A 15,465-nucleotide genomic window follows, 5' to 3' on the forward strand; every position below is an offset into this window, starting at 1 on the left:
CCGGGTCCGTCCGGCGCGTCCGGGCGGCCCGCCCCGCGCCCGTATCCTTGGCGCGTGAGCACCACCGACCCCACCCCTGACAGCCACCTGCTGGGCGCCGCCGACATCCGCGAGCTGGCCGCCGCCTTCGGCGTCAAGCCGACCAAGCAGCGCGGGCAGAACTTCGTCATCGACGGCAACACCGTGCGGCGGATCGTCCGGGCCGGCGGGGTGACCGAGGAGGACGCGGTCGTCGAGGTCGGGCCCGGACTCGGCTCGCTGACCCTGGCGCTGCTGGAGGTCGCCCGGCACGTGACCGCGGTCGAGATCGACCCGGTGCTCGCCCGGCACCTCCCCGACACCGTCGCCGCCCGGATGCCCGGCAAGGCCGACGCCTTCGACCTGGTGTTCAGCGACGCCATGGAGGTCACCGAGCTCCCCGGACCGGCGCCCACCGCGCTGGTCGCCAACCTGCCGTACAACGTGGCCGTGCCCGTCCTGCTGCACATGCTGGCGACCTTCCCCAGCATCGAGCGCACGCTGGTCATGGTGCAGAGCGAGGTCGCCGACCGGCTCGCCGCCAAGCCCGGCAACAAGGTGTACGGCGTCCCGTCGGTCAAGGCCAACTGGTACGCCGACGTGAAGCGGGCCGGCGCCATCGGGCGCAACGTGTTCTGGCCCGCCCCCAACGTCGACTCCGGGCTCGTCTCGCTCATCCGCCGGGAGCCGCCGAGGACCACCGCCAGCCGCCGGGAGGTGTTCGCCGTCGTCGACGCCGCGTTCGCCCAGCGGCGCAAGACCCTGCGCGCCGCGCTGTCCGGCTGGGCCGGCTCCGCCGCCGGGGCAGAGCAGGCCCTCACGGCCGCCGGGATCGACCCCAAGCTGCGCGGCGAGATGCTGACGGTCGAGCAGTTCGCCGCCATCGCCGAACACAAGCCGAAGGCGGACACCGAGTGATCACCGTACGCGTCCCGGCCAAGGTCAACGTCCAGCTCGGGGTGGGCGGACTGCGCACCGACGGCTTCCACGAGCTGGCCAACGTCTTCTTCGCGGTCGCCCTCGGCGACGAGGTCACCGCCACCCCGGGGGACGGCGTCACGCTGACCTGCTCCGGGCCCGACGCGCACGCCGTCCCGCTCGACGACAGCAACCTCGCCGCCCGCGCCGCCCGGCTGCTCGCCGCCCACCACGGCATCGCCGACCCCGGCGTGCACCTGCACATCGCCAAGGCCATCCCGGTCGCCGGCGGCATGGCCGGGGGCAGCGCCGACGGCGCCGCCGCACTGGTCGCCTGCGACGCGCTCTGGCAGCTCGACACCCCGCTCGACACGCTCCTGGAGCTCGCCGCCGAACTCGGCTCCGACGTGCCGTTCGCCCTGCTCGGCGGCGTCGCGCTGGGTCGCGGCCGCGGCGAGATCCTGCAGCCGCTCGCCGTCGACGGCACCTTCCACTGGGTCTTCGCGGTCGCCGACGGCGGCCTGTCGACGCCCGCCGTCTTCCGCGAGTGCGACCGGCTCCGCGAGGAGGCCGGGACCGGCTCCAGCGACACCGACGTCCCGGTGCCCGAGGCCGACCCGGCCCTGCTCGCCGCCCTCGCCGGCGGCGACGCCGTCGCCCTGGCCGCCGCGCTCGCCAACGACCTCCAGCCCGCCGCCGTCTCGCTGCGGCCCGGGCTCGCCGACACCCTGAAGGCCGGCACCGAGGCCGGGGCCATCGGCGCCCTCGTCTCCGGCTCCGGGCCGACCTGCGCGTTCCTCGTCAAGGACGCCGACGCGGCCGCCGCCGTCGCGGAGGCGCTGCGGGCCTCCGGCACCTGCCGCACCGCCCACGCCACGTACGGGCCGGTGCCGGGCGCGGCGCCGGTGGCGTAGGGGCGGCGGACCGGCGGACCGGCGGACCGGCGGACCGGCGGGGGCCGGGGGCCGGTGCTGTTCGGCGGGGTCCGGGCGGGGCCGGGGCTGTCGGCGGGGTTCGTGCCGGGTCCGGGTGGGGCCGGGGCGGGTTCGTGCCGGGTCCGGGACCGCCCCCGGGAGCAGCCCGACGTGGACCCGCGGGCGCGCCCATTAGGCTGGGGAGATCGGGGCGTCCCCGACAGGGGCACCCGGCCACGAACGGCGGACCGCCCCGACCCCGCCGAACCCAGGAGCGCAGCACACGTGGCCGTCAACCTCGCCACCATCGAGTCCGTCACGAAGGTCTACGGCACCCGGGCCCTTCTCGACGGGGTCAGCCTCGGCGTCAGCGAGGGAGACCGGATCGGCGTCGTCGGACGCAACGGGGACGGCAAGACCACCCTGATCCGGATGCTCGCCAAGCTGGAGGAGCCCGACAGCGGCCGCATCACCCACTCCGGCGGACTCCAGCTGGCCGTCCTCACACAGCACGACTCGCTCGACCCGAAGGCCACCATCCGGCACGAGGTCATCGCCGACCGGGCCGACCACGAGTGGCTCGGCGACGCCCGCATCCGCGACATCATCGAGGGCCTCTTCGGCGGCCTCGACCTGCCCGGCTTCGCCGACGGACTGGACACCGTCATCGGCCCGCTCTCCGGCGGCGAGCGCCGCCGGATCGCCCTCGCCAAGCTGCTCCTCGGCTCGCCCGACCTGATCGTCCTCGACGAGCCCACCAACCACCTCGACGTCGAGGGCATCAACTGGCTCGCCCAGCACCTCCAGAAGCGCCGCTCCGGGCTCGTCTGCGTCACCCACGACCGCTGGTTCCTCGACCAGGTCTGCACCCGCATGTGGGACGTCCAGCACGGCACCGTCCACGAGTACGAGGGCGGCTACTCCGACTACGTCTTCGCCCGCGCCGAGCGCTCCCGCATCGAGGCCGTCGAGGAGCAGAAGCGCCAGAACCTCGCCCGCAAGGAGCTCGCCTGGCTGCGCCGCGGCGCCCCCGCCCGCACCTCCAAGCCGCGCTACCGCATCGAGGCCGCCAACGCCCTGATCGCCGACGTCCCCGAGCCGCGCGACAAGTCCGAGCTGATGAAGTTCGCCAACGCCCGGCTGGGCCGCACCGTCTTCGAGCTCGAGGGCGTCACGGTGAAGGCCGGCCCCAAGCTGCTGCTGGAGAACCTCACCTGGCAGCTCGGCCCCGGCGACCGGATCGGCCTGCTCGGCGTCAACGGCGCCGGCAAGACCTCGCTGCTGCGCGCCCTGCGCGATGCCTACGCCTCCGAGGGCGACGTCCAGCCCGACTCCGGCGTGATCAAGGTCGGCAAGACCGTCCGGCTCGCCTACCTCTCGCAGGAGGTCGTCGAACTGGACCCGGCCACCCGGGTGCTCCAGGCCGTCGAGCAGGTCCGCTCGCGCGTCGACCTCGGCAAGGGCCGCGAGATGAGCGCCGGTCAGCTCTGCGAGCAGTTCGGCTTCGGCAAGGACAAGCAGTGGACGCCCGTCGGCGACCTCTCCGGCGGTGAGCGGCGCCGGCTCCAGCTGCTGCGCCTGCTCATGGACGAGCCCAACGTGCTGTTCCTCGACGAGCCGACCAACGACCTCGACATCGAGACCCTCAATCAGCTGGAGGACCTCCTCGACGGCTGGCCCGGCTCGATGATCGTCATCAGCCACGACCGCTTCTTCATCGAGCGCACCACGGACGTCACCCACGCGCTGCTCGGCGACAAGAGGATGCGGATGCTGCCCAACGGCGTCGACGAGTACCTCGAGCGGCGCGCCCGGATGGCCGAGGCCGCGGCCGCCGCGGCTGCGGCCGCCGTCCCCGCCCCCGTCGAGGCAGCCGCGCCCGGCCTCTCCGGCGGCGACCTGCGGGCCGCGAAGAAGGAGATGCAGAAGCTGGAGCGGCAGATCGCCAAGCTGGACGAGAAGGAGTCCAAGCTGCACGCCCAACTCGCCGAGCACGCCGCCGACTTCTCCAAGGTGGCCGAACTGGACGGGCAGCTGCGCGCCGTCCGGGACGAGAAGGAGGAGCTGGAGATGACCTGGCTGGAGCTGGCCGAGCAGGTCTGACCTTCCGGGTTGGGGTGCCCGGGCCGGGGCCCGTCCGGTGCCCGGCTCAGGCGCCCAGCAGGACCTCCAGCTCGTCCGCCGCACGGCCCAGCGCACTGCGCGCCGGGTCGTGCGGCCGCGTCGGGCGGGGCGCCGCACCCGTCGGCGGGCGGTGCGCCCGGGCGGCCGCGGTCAGCTCGTCCAGTGCCCGGCGGACCCGGGCCACCTCCACCGGATCCGGCACCCGGCCGCCGTAACGGATCTGCGCCGCGAACGCCGCCACCGCCCCGCCCAGCCGCTCCAGCGCCGCCGTCGCCGGCAGCCACCGCTCCGCCAGCCGCCCGGTCGGCGGCGGCTCGACCAGCCCCTGCCGCACCTCCTGCCGGGCGTCCGCCAGCGCCCGGTACGCCCGGCGGCGCAGCCACACCTCGGCCCGGCCGGCGTCCCCCGTCACCGCGTCCAGATAGGCCCGCAGCGCGGCCGCCGCGTCCACCAGGCGGGGCTCGATCCGGTGCCGCGGCCGATCCGGCCACAACAGGCAGCCGAAGAGCAGCACCACCGCGCTGGCCAGCACCGTGTCCAGCACCCGCGGCCAGAACTCCGCCGCACTGCTCTGCCCGCCCAACTGCAGCAGGACCAGCGCCATCGGCGTCATCGCGACGGTGTTCAAGCCGTAGTGCGCCGCCGTCGCGTACGGCAGCAGCGCCACGCACGCCGCCGCGATCACCGTCAGCGCCCACGCGTCCGTGGTCAGCGACACCACGGCCGCCGTCACCACCACCCCCAGCACGGTGCCGACCGCGCGGCTCACCGCACGCAGGAACACCGACCCGAGATCCGGCTTCAACACGAACGCGATCGTCATCGGCAGCCAGTAGCTCTTGCTCAGCGGATAGCTGGCCGTCACCGCCGAACCCACCGCGATGCACAACGCCACCCGCAGCCCGTACCGCACCGAACCGCGCGACAGCAGCCGCACCCGCAGCCGCCACGGGTCGGCCGGCGGCGCCGGCGCCGTGCCGACCGCCGCGTCCCGGCCCGCCACCGCCCCGGCCGCCGCGCGCAGCGCCGCGTCCAGGGCCTGCCGGGACGGCGTGTCCGGCCGCCAGTCCGGCACGGCCACCTCGCCGCCGCCCCGCCGGACCGCCTCCGCCAGCAGCCCCGGCACCGCGGCCACCTCCGGCGGCACCGGCCGCCACGCCCACAACAGGCCCGTCGCCGCCTCCGTCGCGGCCAGCGCCGCCTCGTACGTCCGGCGCAGTCCGGCCGCGCGCGGGCTCCCGCCGGTACGCGGGTTCCCGCCGGCATGCGGGCTTCCACCGGCATGCGGGAGCAGGTCCTGCAGCTGGTTCAGGCGGGCCGTCAGCACCTGGCGCGAGCCCGCGCCCTGCGGCGTCCCCAGATCGGCGAGCGTACGGCCCAGCGCCTCGTACACGGCGGCCAGCGCCCGAACGCGCGGATCGGCCGCCGGGCGGCGCGGCACACCCGTCGGCAGCCCCAGCACCAGCACGAACCCGGCCCCCGCCAGCATCATCGGCGCCGCCGCCCACCAGGGGTGCGGCAGCGGCATGCCGCTGCCCAGCGCCGCCGACACCAGCAGCAGCATCCCCGCGGCCGAACCGCGCGGACCGGTCGCGCTCAGCGCACCCGAGACGAACGCCGTCACCGTCAGCGCCGCGCCCAGCCCCACCGCCGGGACACCCGCGTGCTGCACGGCGGTGCCGACCAGCATGCCCAGCGCCGACGCCGACACGGCGGAGGCGATCCGGGACAGCCGCAGCCCGGCCGGCTCGACCCGGTCGTTCATCGTCGCGTGCATCGCGCCCAGGGCGGCGAACACCCCGAGGTCCAGTCGGTGCGTCAGCAGACCCACGGTCAGCGGCAGCAGCATGCCGATCGCGGCCCGCACCATCAGGGCCAGCGGCAACGGCGGGCGGGACGGTCGCGCGGCGCGGGCCCACCAGGGCTCGTCCGGGGGCAGGGGCATGCGGTCACGTCCGTTCTGCGGCCGGGGGTCGCTGCTGTGCGACATTGCGCGGCAGATGGGGCGTTACCCGGTCCAACCGGGCAGCGCCAGTCTATCCGGGGGCCCGCGCGCCCGGCCGCCGGGCCGCACGTGTCAGGTTCGTACCGATCGCGCACGCGCCCACCAAGGGCCCTGCCGGGCCGACAGGGGCGGTGGCTACGATTGCGGAGGCGGAATCCGTCCCCAGGGCGGACGGGATCCGACCAGGACTGTACGACCGAGAAGTTGACGGCGTGTTGCGGCACGGCGGCCCGGGAGTTACCCGGACCGGCGTCCGTACGGGGGAAGAGGTGAACTGCCATGGCAGGAGAGGTTCCACCGGGACCGGGAACCAAGCCGGATCCGGCCACGACGGTCGATCCGTACACGTTGAGCAACGTGTGGGTCGGCCCCACGGTGAGCTCCGGGCAGACGTACAGCAGTGCCGGCGACCTGGTGTCCGCGTTCGGCAAGCAGGACGTCAAGGTCGAACTGGACACGCTCGTCACGTTCGCGAACAAGGTGGAGGCACTGCTCCAGGCCATGGACGGCTCGGCGGCGGCGCCCTACAAGCTCCAGGAACAGACGCTGACCGGCGGCAACTTCGCGAGCTCGGAGTTCGCCGAGGCGACCGCCCTGACGTCCGCCTACGACAAGGTGCACACCCAGCTCGTCAAGCTGCACAAGGACTTCGTGTCGCAGATCGACGCCATGAAGACCGCGGTGTCGCAGACGGCGGGCAACTACGCGACCAACGAGGACGACACCACGGCCGCCCAGAAGGCTGTCGCGAAGAACGCGGGCGTCGCCACGCCGGCGGCCGGCCCGAACGGGCCGGCGCCGAAGCGGGTCGGTGGCGGCGACCTCTGATGGCGGTCGTCCAAGGCGTTCACGGGGAAACGGGGAGAAGGTAGTGGCAGGCGGAACGAATTTCGAACTCATCGACCACGCGCAGCTCAGGAAGATGGTCGACAGCACCGACCCCTCCAAGGTGCTGAGCCGCGGCACGATGCTGCAGTCGGCCGCCCGCGTCCTGCGGGACCTCAGCAGCGCGCTCAAGTCGCACGCCGAGAACATCCACTGGGAAGGCCCGGCCGCCGAGAACTTCAAGACCTGGGTCGGCAACCTGCAGCAGTCCGCCGGGCTGCTCAGCGACTACTCCAAGTCCGCCGGTGACGCCATGCACCAGGCGGGCGAGGCGCTCAGCACCGCCAAGGCGGCGGTGCCGGGCGTGCCGGACCACGACGTCAAGACGGTCAGCGCGCGGACGGGACAGGGGAGTCCGACCCAGGCTGCGCTCAACATCGCCGCCCTCAGGAGCCCGGACCCCACCACCGCGACCGTCGACGCGGCCATGAAGAGCGTCAACAAGAACTGGGTGAGCGAGGCCGACGCCCAGGCCGCCGCCCAGCGCGTCTACCTGGCGCACCAGGAAGCCATCCACCAGATGGAGAAGCTGGGGCAGGCGTACGACGCGGCGACCCAGACGCTGACCGGGCTCAAGGACGTGGTGCTGCCGGGGACGCCGGATACGACCAGCAACAAGTCCGAGGGCACGACGATTTCGGGTGGTGGCGGCGGCTACGTCGGTTCCGGGGGCAGCGTTCGCAGCTCAGCCAGGAGCGGTGGCAGCGTCGGCGGCAGCTCCAGCCCGTCCGGTGGCAGCTACGGCGGCGGAGGCACGGTGGCCCCCCACCCGCCGGGTTCGGGCTCGGGTTCGGGAGGGTCGGGGACACCGGGACACGTCGATCCGATCCCGCCGTCCGGTGGCGGGCACGTGCCGCCTCCCGCGCACGACCCGGGTTCCACGACGCCGCCCACGGTGCCGTCGGGCCCGATCGACCGGACGGGCACCGGTCTGGACAGTCTGCCGCCGGCTCCCACCCTGCCGGGTCAGACCGGTCCGGTGAGCCCGGTCGGAGGCGGCAGTCTGCCTCCGGACGTCCTGCGGGGCACCACGGGTTACCCGGGTGGACCTGGCGGCGGAACGGCCGGATACCCCAGCTTCCCCGGGGGCGGGCCGGTCCCCGGGTTCCCCGTCGGAAGCGGGGGCGGCTCGATTCCGGGCAGGAGCGGGGGTTCGATCCCCGGCCGTGGCGGGGGTTCGATCCCCGGCACGAGCGGCGGTTCGGTCCCGGGGCGCACCGTGCCCTTCGGCGGTGGCACCGTGCCGGGGAAGTCCGGCACCCCTGGTCTGCCCAGTGGAACGGTCTTCGGCGCCCGTGAGGCCCAGGCGGGCCGGGGCGGGACGGCCGGCGGCACGGGCGGGATGGGTGGCATGCACCCGGGCATGGGCGGTCACGGCGGTGGTGGTGGGGCGGCTGGCGGTTCGCGCGGCCGGGGTCTCACCTCGACCGGTGGCGGGACGGTCGGCGGCCGCAAGGGGCCGACCCCCGGAGGCGAGTTCACGCCGGGTGGTACGGGCCTGCGTCGGGCGGCAGCAGCAGGGGCCGCCGAGGGCGAGGCCCGGGCCGGCCAGAACGGCATGATGGCGCCGGGCTCGTCCGGTCATGCGGGCAAGAGCGGGCGCGACCGCCGCAAGCGGGCTGATTACCTCCTCGAGGACGAGGAGACCTGGACCAGCGGTACGCCGCAGAGTAACCCGAACGTGGTTGAGTAGGACGGTGAGGTCTGCCCGGCCACTGGGTGTCGCCCAGTGGCCGGGCAGACCTGTTCGGGGCGCGGTTCCCGATCAACGGGGAAGTGACGAGGAGCTGTGATGGGGCGGATGGACACGCGAAGGGGCGGGCGGATCTTCGCGACGGCACTTGCGGTTGCGGGAATCGTGGTCGGTCCAGTCGCAGCGCCGGCAATGGCCGAGGACACCATTCGACAGCAGCAGTGGCATCTGGACGCCATGCACGCTCCCGAGATGTGGAAGATCTCCAGGGGCCAGGGGATAACCGTTGCGGTGATCGATGGTGGGTTCAAGCTGGACCATCCGGACCTGGCGGGGCAGTTCCTACCGGGGAAGGATTTCAGTGGAAGCCCTGGTGGAGTGGGTTCCTTCGGAGATGGGCACGGGACGGGGATTGCCAGCCTCATCGCGGGTACCGGCAGCGGGATGGGAGGAACGGGTGCCCAGGGGCTCGCTCCGGGTGTGAAGATCCTCCCGCTGAAGATCAATAACGGGTCCGTCGGAACGCTCGTCTCGGCCGACTTCCTCGACCAGATCGGGCAGGCCGTCGCCTACGCCGTTGACCAGGGTGCCAAGGTCGTCAACATCTCGCAGGGCATGGATGCCGCGCTCTCGTCGTCGGCGAACGTGACCAGACTTACCAGCACCATCGCGGCCGCGAGGGCGAAGGGCGTGCTGGTGGTTTCCAGCGTCGGGAACGAGGCGCAGAAGGGGAATCCGGTCGAGTACCCGGGTGCGCTGCCCGGTGTCGTCGGTGTCGGGGCGGTGGGTCGTGACGTCGTTGCGACGGACGAGTCCGAGCAGGGACCGCAGGTCGTGCTCGCCGCGCCCGGGGTGGACATGGCCGGTGCCTGTACTTCGTCTACGGGTTACTGCAAGACCCACGGGACCTCTGATGCGTCGGCCCTGGTCTCGGCGTCGGCGGCTCTGGTCTGGTCGGTGCACAAGGACTGGACGGCGAATCAGGTTCTGCGGGTGCTGATCAATACGGCGGGCAAGCCGACTGACGGGTCGGTGCACAGTGTCGACGTCGGTTACGGCACGGTGCGTCCGCGGATCGCGCTGACGGACCCCGGGGACCCGGGTCCGGCGGACGTGTCCCCGGTCCCGGCTGCGACCGCCGCGCCGTCGGCCGCACCGACTCCCTCGGTGACTCCGTCCGCCACGGCCCCGGGGGCGTCCGCTTCGGCTGCTGCCCCGAGCGCGGGCAACGCGCCTGCGGCGGCGCCCACTCCGGTGCCCACGTCGGAGCCGAAGGCCGTGGACGCGTCGGGTGGCTCCGGAAGCACGCTGCCGGTCGTGGCCGCCGTGGTGGCCGGGCTGGTGCTGGTGGCCGGTGTGGTGTTCGTCGTGGTGCGGCGGCGTAGGGCGGCCGCCGGGTCGGACGGGGGCCGGTAGGGCCTGAGGGGTGGGGTGGTCCGTCCGGTCGTCGGGGGTGGTGCGGCGGCCGGACGGTGGTGTTTCCGCGGGGGCGGGCGTGGTGTGAGCCGGGGTGGCGTGCGGTGCCGGGGTGTGCGCCGTGGTCACTCGGGTGGGGGCTGGTGGGTGGGGGTGGTGGCTGGTGAGGGTGGTGGTATGGATGCGGAGGATGGCGGGCGGGCAGGGCAGTTGCGGCGGGCGGCGGCTGCGGCGCTGATCGGGACGGCGATCGAGTTCTACGACTTCTTCCTGTACGGAACGGCCGCGGCGCTCGTCTTCGGGCCGGTGTTCTTTCCAGGACTGGGCGGGGTGGGGGCGCTGTTGGCGGCGTTCTCGGTGTACGCGGTGGCCTTCCTGGCACGACCGCTGGGGGCGGTGGTGTTCGGGCACTTCGGGGACCGGGTGGGCCGGCGGGCGACGTTGGTGGTGTCCCTGCTGCTGATGGGGTTGTCGACGGCGCTGGTGGGCCTGTTGCCGGGTTTCGGGTCGTGGGGCTGGTGGGCGCCGGTGGCGCTGGTGCTGTTGCGGGTGTGCCAGGGCGTGGGGCTGGGCGGGGAGTGGGGCGGGGCGGCGCTGCTGATCGCGGAGAACGCGCCGGCGGGGCGGCGGGGGCGGTTCGGGGCGTTCCTGCAGTTGGGGCCGACGGCCGGGTTCGTGTTGGCGAACGGGGTGTTCCTGGCGCTCCAACTGGCCCTGGACGAGCGGGCGTTCCGAGCGTGGGGCTGGCGGGTGCCGTTCCTGGCGTCGCTGGGGCTGGTGGCGGTGGGGCTGTTCGTGCGGTTGCGGCTGGAGGAGACGCCGCTGTTCCGGGCGGACGAGCCGCGGGAGCGGGCGCCGGTGGTGGAGGTGGTGCGCGGTCACTGGCGCACGGTGGTGCTGGGGGCGGGGGCGATCACGGTGGGCTACGCGCTGTTCTACCTGACGACGACGTACGCCCTGGCGTACGCGGCGACCGGGTTGGGGGTGGCGAGCACGGTGGTGCTGTCGATGTTGCTGGTGGGCGCGGTGGGGATGGGTGCGACGGTGTGGGTGAGCGCCTCGCGCAGTGACGGGTGGGGCCGGCGGCGGACGCTGTGCTGGGCGACGGCCCTGGCGGCGGGGTGGTCGCTGCTGCTGTTCCCGCTGGTGGAGACGGTTCGCCGGCCGCTGATGTTCGTGGCGCTGGCGGGGGCGCTGGTGGTGCTGGGGTGTCTGATGGGGCCGGTCGCGGCGTTCCTGCCGGAGCTGTTCCCGACGCGGGTGCGGTACACGGGCGCGGCGCTGACGTACAACCTGGGCGGCGTGGTGGGCGGTGCGACGACGCCGCTGGTGGCGACGAGGCTGACCGAGGCGTACGGGACGGCGCAGCCGGTCGGCTGGTACCTGGCGGGGCTGGCCGCGGTGGCGCTGGGGTGTCTGCGGCTGCTGCCGGAGACGGGTGGTGCGGAACTCGGGGCGGTGGACGGCGGACGCCGCCGGGTGCCCGTCCTGGGGACGGACCCGGCGGCGTAGGCCGTACGGCGGGGCGGTCGGCCGCCCCCGAGGGAGGTCACCCCCGAGGGAGGTCACCCCACGCGGAGATCACCCCGAGGCCGAGGTCACCCCACGCGGAGGTCGTCGTTCCACGCGGCAGGTCAGGCGGCCAGGGCGGCGCGACCGGCGAGGACGACGGCGGTGTGCTTGGCGACGCGCTCACCGAGGTGCTCGGCGGTGGCGATGTCGGCCTTGTGCACGGCCTCCGGGCCGGCGTCGGAGGGGGTCGAGGCGGCGGCGCCGTTGAAGAAGCCGAGGCGGTTGAGGTCGTTCTCGCTGGCGGTGGTGGCGTTCCAGCCGGGCTTGAGGCCCAGGTTGACCCAGTTCATGCCGTGCTGGGCGGCGAGGGTCTGGAAGAAGAACAGGGTGCCGGCCTTGTCGCCGCTCTTGGAGGCCGAGTTGGTGAAGCCCGCGGAGACCTTGTCCCGCCAGGCGTCGGAGAACCAGCGCTTGCTGCTGGCCTCGGCGAAGACGTGGAACGCGCCGGAGGCGGTGCCCATGTAGGTGGGGGATCCGAAGACGATCGCGTCCGCGGCGTCGAGCTGGGCCCACTGCTCGTCGGTGATGGTGTCGACGGCGATCGTGACGACCTCGGCGCCGCCGGCGGCCGCGCCGCGGGCGACGGCTTCGGCGATGACGGCGGTGTGGCCGTAGCCGGAGTGGTAGGCGAGGGCGACGGTCGGGCGGATGGCGGTCATGCGGGCACTCCTGTGGGAAGGCGGAACGGGGGGACGGAACGGGTGCGGGCGGGCCCGGCGCCGCGGGAGGGCGTGACCGGGTACGGGCCGGGGGCGGGTGTGCGCCCCGTGGCCCGGTCCGTCTTGCGGTCTCCAATATAGACCAAGTCTCCATTGGTTACCAAGGGTGGATTGGAGACCGCGGCGCTACCCTGGACCACATGACGACGGAGGAAGCGGTCCGGGCAGCGGCCGGCGCGGAGCAGGGCCAGGCGCGGGGCGACGGGCGAGGGCCGGAGGAGGAGCGGGCGCAGCCGCAGGGGCAGGAGCTCGACGTCTTCGCCCAGCTCTGTCCCAGCCGAGGGATGTTCGCGGAGCTGGCCGACAAGTGGTCGATGCTGATCCTGATGAGCCTCTCCGCCTGCGGGCCGCAGCGCTTCTCGGAGCTCCAGCGCGGGATCGGCGGGGTCAGCCGCAAGATGCTCACCCAGTCGCTGCGCACCCTGGAGCGCAGTGGCCTTGTGCGCCGCACGGTCTTCCCGGAGACGCCGCCGCGGGTGGTCTACGACCTGCTGCCGCTCGGCCGCGAGCTCGCCGAGCTGCTGGCCCCGATCGGCCGGTGGACGGAGCGGCGCACCGGGCGGATGCTCGAGGCCCGCGAGGAGTTCGACCTCGGGCACGCCGACTCCTGACCCCGCCGCCCGATCCCGATCCCGATCCCGATCCCGGTCCGTCCCGTCGGCGGCGTCCGGCGCTCGGCGCTCGGCGCTCGGCATTCGGCGTCCGGCGTCCGGCGTCGGTGCGCGCACCGAGGCCCGGCCGCGAGCGTCCGGGGAGGCCTCCACGCCCACCCGGAGCGGCGGTTCGCGGCGGTCCGTGGGGCGTCCGTGGAGCGTCCGTGGGGCGGGTGGCGTTGTCCCGGACGGCCGCGCAGGGCCGATTTCCCTTTCCGGTCGCCAGCCGTGTAATGTCTTCCTTGTTCGACCGGCCCGGTGAAAACCCGGCAAGCCCCTATAGCTCAGTCGGTAGAGCGTCTCCATGGTAAGGAGAAGGTCTGCGGTTCGATTCCGCATGGGGGCTCCACTGAAAGACCCTCGCCTGACGGCGGGGGTCTTTCGCGTTCCCCGGGCCCGCCGCACCCGCGACGCGCCGTGGCCTAGCGGGTCGGGTACGGAATGCGCTGTGATGGTGCGTCATCGGCCGCCCGCCGGAGGGGTGCGGGCGCGAGCCGGTCCCTGACCGGGAGGGCGTCATGGGCGTTCGACTCGTGGTGGTCGACGACCACCGGCTGCTGGCCGAGGCGCTGGCGACGGCACTCTCGTTGCGCGGGCACCGGGTGCTCGCGGTCGGCTGCCCGGCCGGTGTCGCCGCCGATCTGGTGGCCGGGCGGCGGCCGGAGGTGTGCCTGCTGGGCGTGGCCTCGCCCGGCGAGCCGGGTGCCTTCGACGGGCTGCGGCGGATCCGCCGGGAGCGCCCGGAGGTGGCCGTGATCGTGCTCGGGCCGGTGGGTGAACTGCGCGGCGTGGCGGGCGCGTTCGCGGCCGGGGCGGCGGGCTACGTGCCCAGTGACGAGCGCATCGAGGTGGTCGAGCGGGCGATCGGCCGGGCCCGGGCGGGCGAGGCCGCGGTGGCCGTGGACGTGCTGCGCGGGGCCTTCGACCAACTGCTGCGGCCGGCCGCCGAACCGGACGACGAGGCGGTGCGGCTGCTGCGCCTGCTGACCCGCCGTGAGGTGCAGGTGCTGGCGCGGATCGCGGACGGCGAGGACACCGCGGCGATCGCCGCCGGGATGCGGATCGCCGCGAGCACCGCCCGGACGCACGTCCAGCGGGTGCTGATGAAGCTCGGTGCGCGGACCAGGCTGGAGGCGGCCGCGGTGGCGGCCCGCACCGGGCTGCTGGATCGGATGGCGGCGGGCTGAGCCGACGGCCGTCGCGGCCGGACCGGGTCGCACAGGGTCGACGAGGGGCCGGCTCCGGGCGGTGCGGGGGCGGCGCAGGCGCGGCACCGGGGCCGTGTCGGCATCGGCGGGGGAGCGGCCGGCGGGCCGTCGGGAGCGGGCCGGCCCGCGTGGTCCGGAGCACCCCCGGCGGGCAGGGAGAATAGCCCCAGTCGTACGCACGTCATCGATGGCCGCCGCCGATCGCGCGGGGCCATCGCCCGCTGGAGGTCCCATCATGAGTAAGTACCTGGTCACGGGTGGCGCCGGATACGTCGGCAGCGTGGTGGCCGCCCACCTGCTGGAGGCGGGGCACCAGGTGACCGTCCTGGACGACCTCTCCACCGGTTTCCGCGAGGGCGTCCCGGCCGGTGCCGAGTTCGTCGAGGGTCGGATCCAGGACGCCGGCAAGGTGCTGGACGGCTCCTTCGACGGGGTGCTGCACTTCGCCGCCTCCTCGCAGGTGGGCGAGTCGGTCGTGGACCCGGAGAAGTACTGGCGCAACAACGTCGCCGGTTCGCTGGAGCTGGTCACCGCGATGCGCGAGGCGGGTGTGCGCAAGCTGGTGTTCTCCTCCACCGCCGCCGTCTACGGCGAGCCGGAGGTCGTGCCGATCGCCGAGACCGCCCGGACCTCGCCGACCAACACCTACGGCGCCACCAAGCTCGCCATGGACCACATGATCACCAGCGAGGCCGTCGCGCACGGCCTGGCCGCCGTCTCGCTGCGCTACTTCAACGTGGCCGGCGCGTACGGTGCCTACGGCGAGCGGCACGACCCCGAGTCGCACCTGATCCCGCTGGTCTTCCAGGCGGCGCTCGGCCAGCGCCCGCACATCGCGGTGTACGGCGACGACTACCCGACCCCGGACGGCACCTGCATCCGCGACTACATCCACGTCGCGGACCTGGCCGACGCGCACCTGCTCGCGCTGGACGCCGCCAAGCCGGGCGAGCACCTGATCTGCAACCTGGGCAACGGCAGCGGCTTCTCGGTGCGCGAGGTGATCGAGTCGGTCAAGCGCGTCACCGGCCGCGAGATCCCGGTGCAGGTGGCCGCCCGCCGGGCCGGCGACCCGGCGGTGCTGGTGGCCTCGGCCGCCCGCGCCCACGAGGCCCTGGGCTGGACGCCGCGCCGCCCGAACCTGGACGACATCGTCTCGGACGCCTGGACGTTCACCCTGGCGAAGAACGGCCAGTAGGCCGGAGCCCGGCCGCGCGGCGCCGTTCCCGGACGTTCCGGGGGCGGCGCCGCGGTGCGTCCGGGGACGTCGCGGCCTCCTGCGGCCGCGCCCCCGGGCGTGTGCGGTGCGCTGCGCGCCGCGCACGCACCTCCTGACGAAA

The 15,465-nt window shown here is 74.1% G+C and carries 12 protein-coding genes and 1 tRNA gene; 11 read left to right on the forward strand and 2 right to left on the reverse strand.

The window, feature by feature from the left end:
* Positions 1-54: 54 nt before the first annotated feature.
* The 3 genes from rsmA to AB0N04_RS19260 all read left to right on the forward strand — a co-directional run bounded on the left by rsmA (position 55) and on the right by AB0N04_RS19260 (position 3,953).
* Positions 55-936 carry a 16S rRNA (adenine(1518)-N(6)/adenine(1519)-N(6))-dimethyltransferase RsmA gene (gene rsmA / locus AB0N04_RS19250; RefSeq protein ID WP_360213611.1) on the forward strand — a complete coding sequence of 294 codons (882 nt, stop codon included), beginning with the start codon at positions 55-57 and terminating at the stop codon, positions 934-936.
* Positions 933-1,850, forward strand: coding sequence for a 4-(cytidine 5'-diphospho)-2-C-methyl-D-erythritol kinase (locus tag AB0N04_RS19255; protein ID WP_360213613.1), 918 nt, complete (start codon positions 933-935; stop codon positions 1,848-1,850). Before rsmA ends, AB0N04_RS19255 begins: the two co-directional genes overlap by 4 nt.
* A gap of 285 nt (positions 1,851-2,135) precedes the next feature.
* Entirely contained in the window at positions 2,136-3,953 is a 1,818-nt protein-coding gene (locus AB0N04_RS19260) for an ABC-F family ATP-binding cassette domain-containing protein (protein ID WP_360213615.1), read from the forward strand.
* 46 nt (positions 3,954-3,999) lie between these two features.
* Here AB0N04_RS19260 and AB0N04_RS19265 read toward each other — a convergent pair whose 3' ends face one another.
* Positions 4,000-5,919 (reverse strand): FUSC family protein, encoded by a 1,920-nt coding sequence (locus tag AB0N04_RS19265; protein WP_360213617.1) that lies wholly within the window; start codon positions 5,917-5,919, stop codon positions 4,000-4,002.
* A 408-nt stretch (positions 5,920-6,327) separates the two neighbouring features.
* Between AB0N04_RS19265 and AB0N04_RS19270 the strand changes: the two genes are divergently transcribed.
* From AB0N04_RS19270 to AB0N04_RS19285, 4 genes are all read left to right on the forward strand, one after another.
* Positions 6,328-6,807, forward strand: coding sequence for a hypothetical protein (locus tag AB0N04_RS19270; RefSeq protein WP_360213619.1), 480 nt, complete (start codon positions 6,328-6,330; stop codon positions 6,805-6,807).
* Between the two features lie 43 nt (positions 6,808-6,850).
* On the forward strand, positions 6,851-8,557 hold the full coding sequence (locus tag AB0N04_RS19275) for a hypothetical protein (RefSeq protein ID WP_360213621.1): 1,707 nt from the start codon (positions 6,851-6,853) through the stop codon (positions 8,555-8,557).
* A 99-nt stretch (positions 8,558-8,656) separates the two neighbouring features.
* Positions 8,657-9,973, forward strand: a complete 1,317-nt coding sequence (locus tag AB0N04_RS19280; protein ID WP_360213623.1) for a S8 family serine peptidase — start codon at positions 8,657-8,659, stop codon at positions 9,971-9,973.
* 177 nt (positions 9,974-10,150) lie between these two features.
* On the forward strand, positions 10,151-11,485 hold the full coding sequence (locus tag AB0N04_RS19285) for an MFS transporter (RefSeq protein ID WP_363364854.1): 1,335 nt from the start codon (positions 10,151-10,153) through the stop codon (positions 11,483-11,485).
* A gap of 122 nt (positions 11,486-11,607) precedes the next feature.
* Here AB0N04_RS19285 and AB0N04_RS19290 read toward each other — a convergent pair whose 3' ends face one another.
* Positions 11,608-12,204: a flavodoxin family protein gene (locus tag AB0N04_RS19290; RefSeq protein WP_360222346.1), complete on the reverse strand. Its 597-nt coding sequence runs from the start codon at positions 12,202-12,204 to the stop codon at positions 11,608-11,610.
* 200 nt (positions 12,205-12,404) lie between these two features.
* Between AB0N04_RS19290 and AB0N04_RS19295 the strand changes: the two genes are divergently transcribed.
* The 4 genes from AB0N04_RS19295 (at position 12,405) to galE (ending at position 15,323) form a co-directional block, all read left to right on the forward strand.
* Entirely contained in the window at positions 12,405-12,875 is a 471-nt protein-coding gene (locus tag AB0N04_RS19295) for a helix-turn-helix domain-containing protein (protein ID WP_360222348.1), read from the forward strand.
* A 315-nt stretch (positions 12,876-13,190) separates the two neighbouring features.
* Positions 13,191-13,266 (forward strand) — tRNA-Thr (locus tag AB0N04_RS19300).
* A gap of 169 nt (positions 13,267-13,435) precedes the next feature.
* Positions 13,436-14,104, forward strand: coding sequence for a response regulator transcription factor (locus tag AB0N04_RS19305; RefSeq protein ID WP_360222351.1), 669 nt, complete (start codon positions 13,436-13,438; stop codon positions 14,102-14,104).
* A 256-nt stretch (positions 14,105-14,360) separates the two neighbouring features.
* Positions 14,361-15,323, forward strand: coding sequence for a UDP-glucose 4-epimerase GalE (galE, locus tag AB0N04_RS19310; RefSeq protein WP_360222354.1), 963 nt, complete (start codon positions 14,361-14,363; stop codon positions 15,321-15,323).
* Positions 15,324-15,465 lie beyond the last annotated feature (142 nt).

Origin of the sequence: Kitasatospora sp. NPDC051702 (assembly GCF_040681575.1) — a bacterium.
GTDB lineage: Bacteria > Actinomycetota > Actinomycetes > Streptomycetales > Streptomycetaceae > Kitasatospora.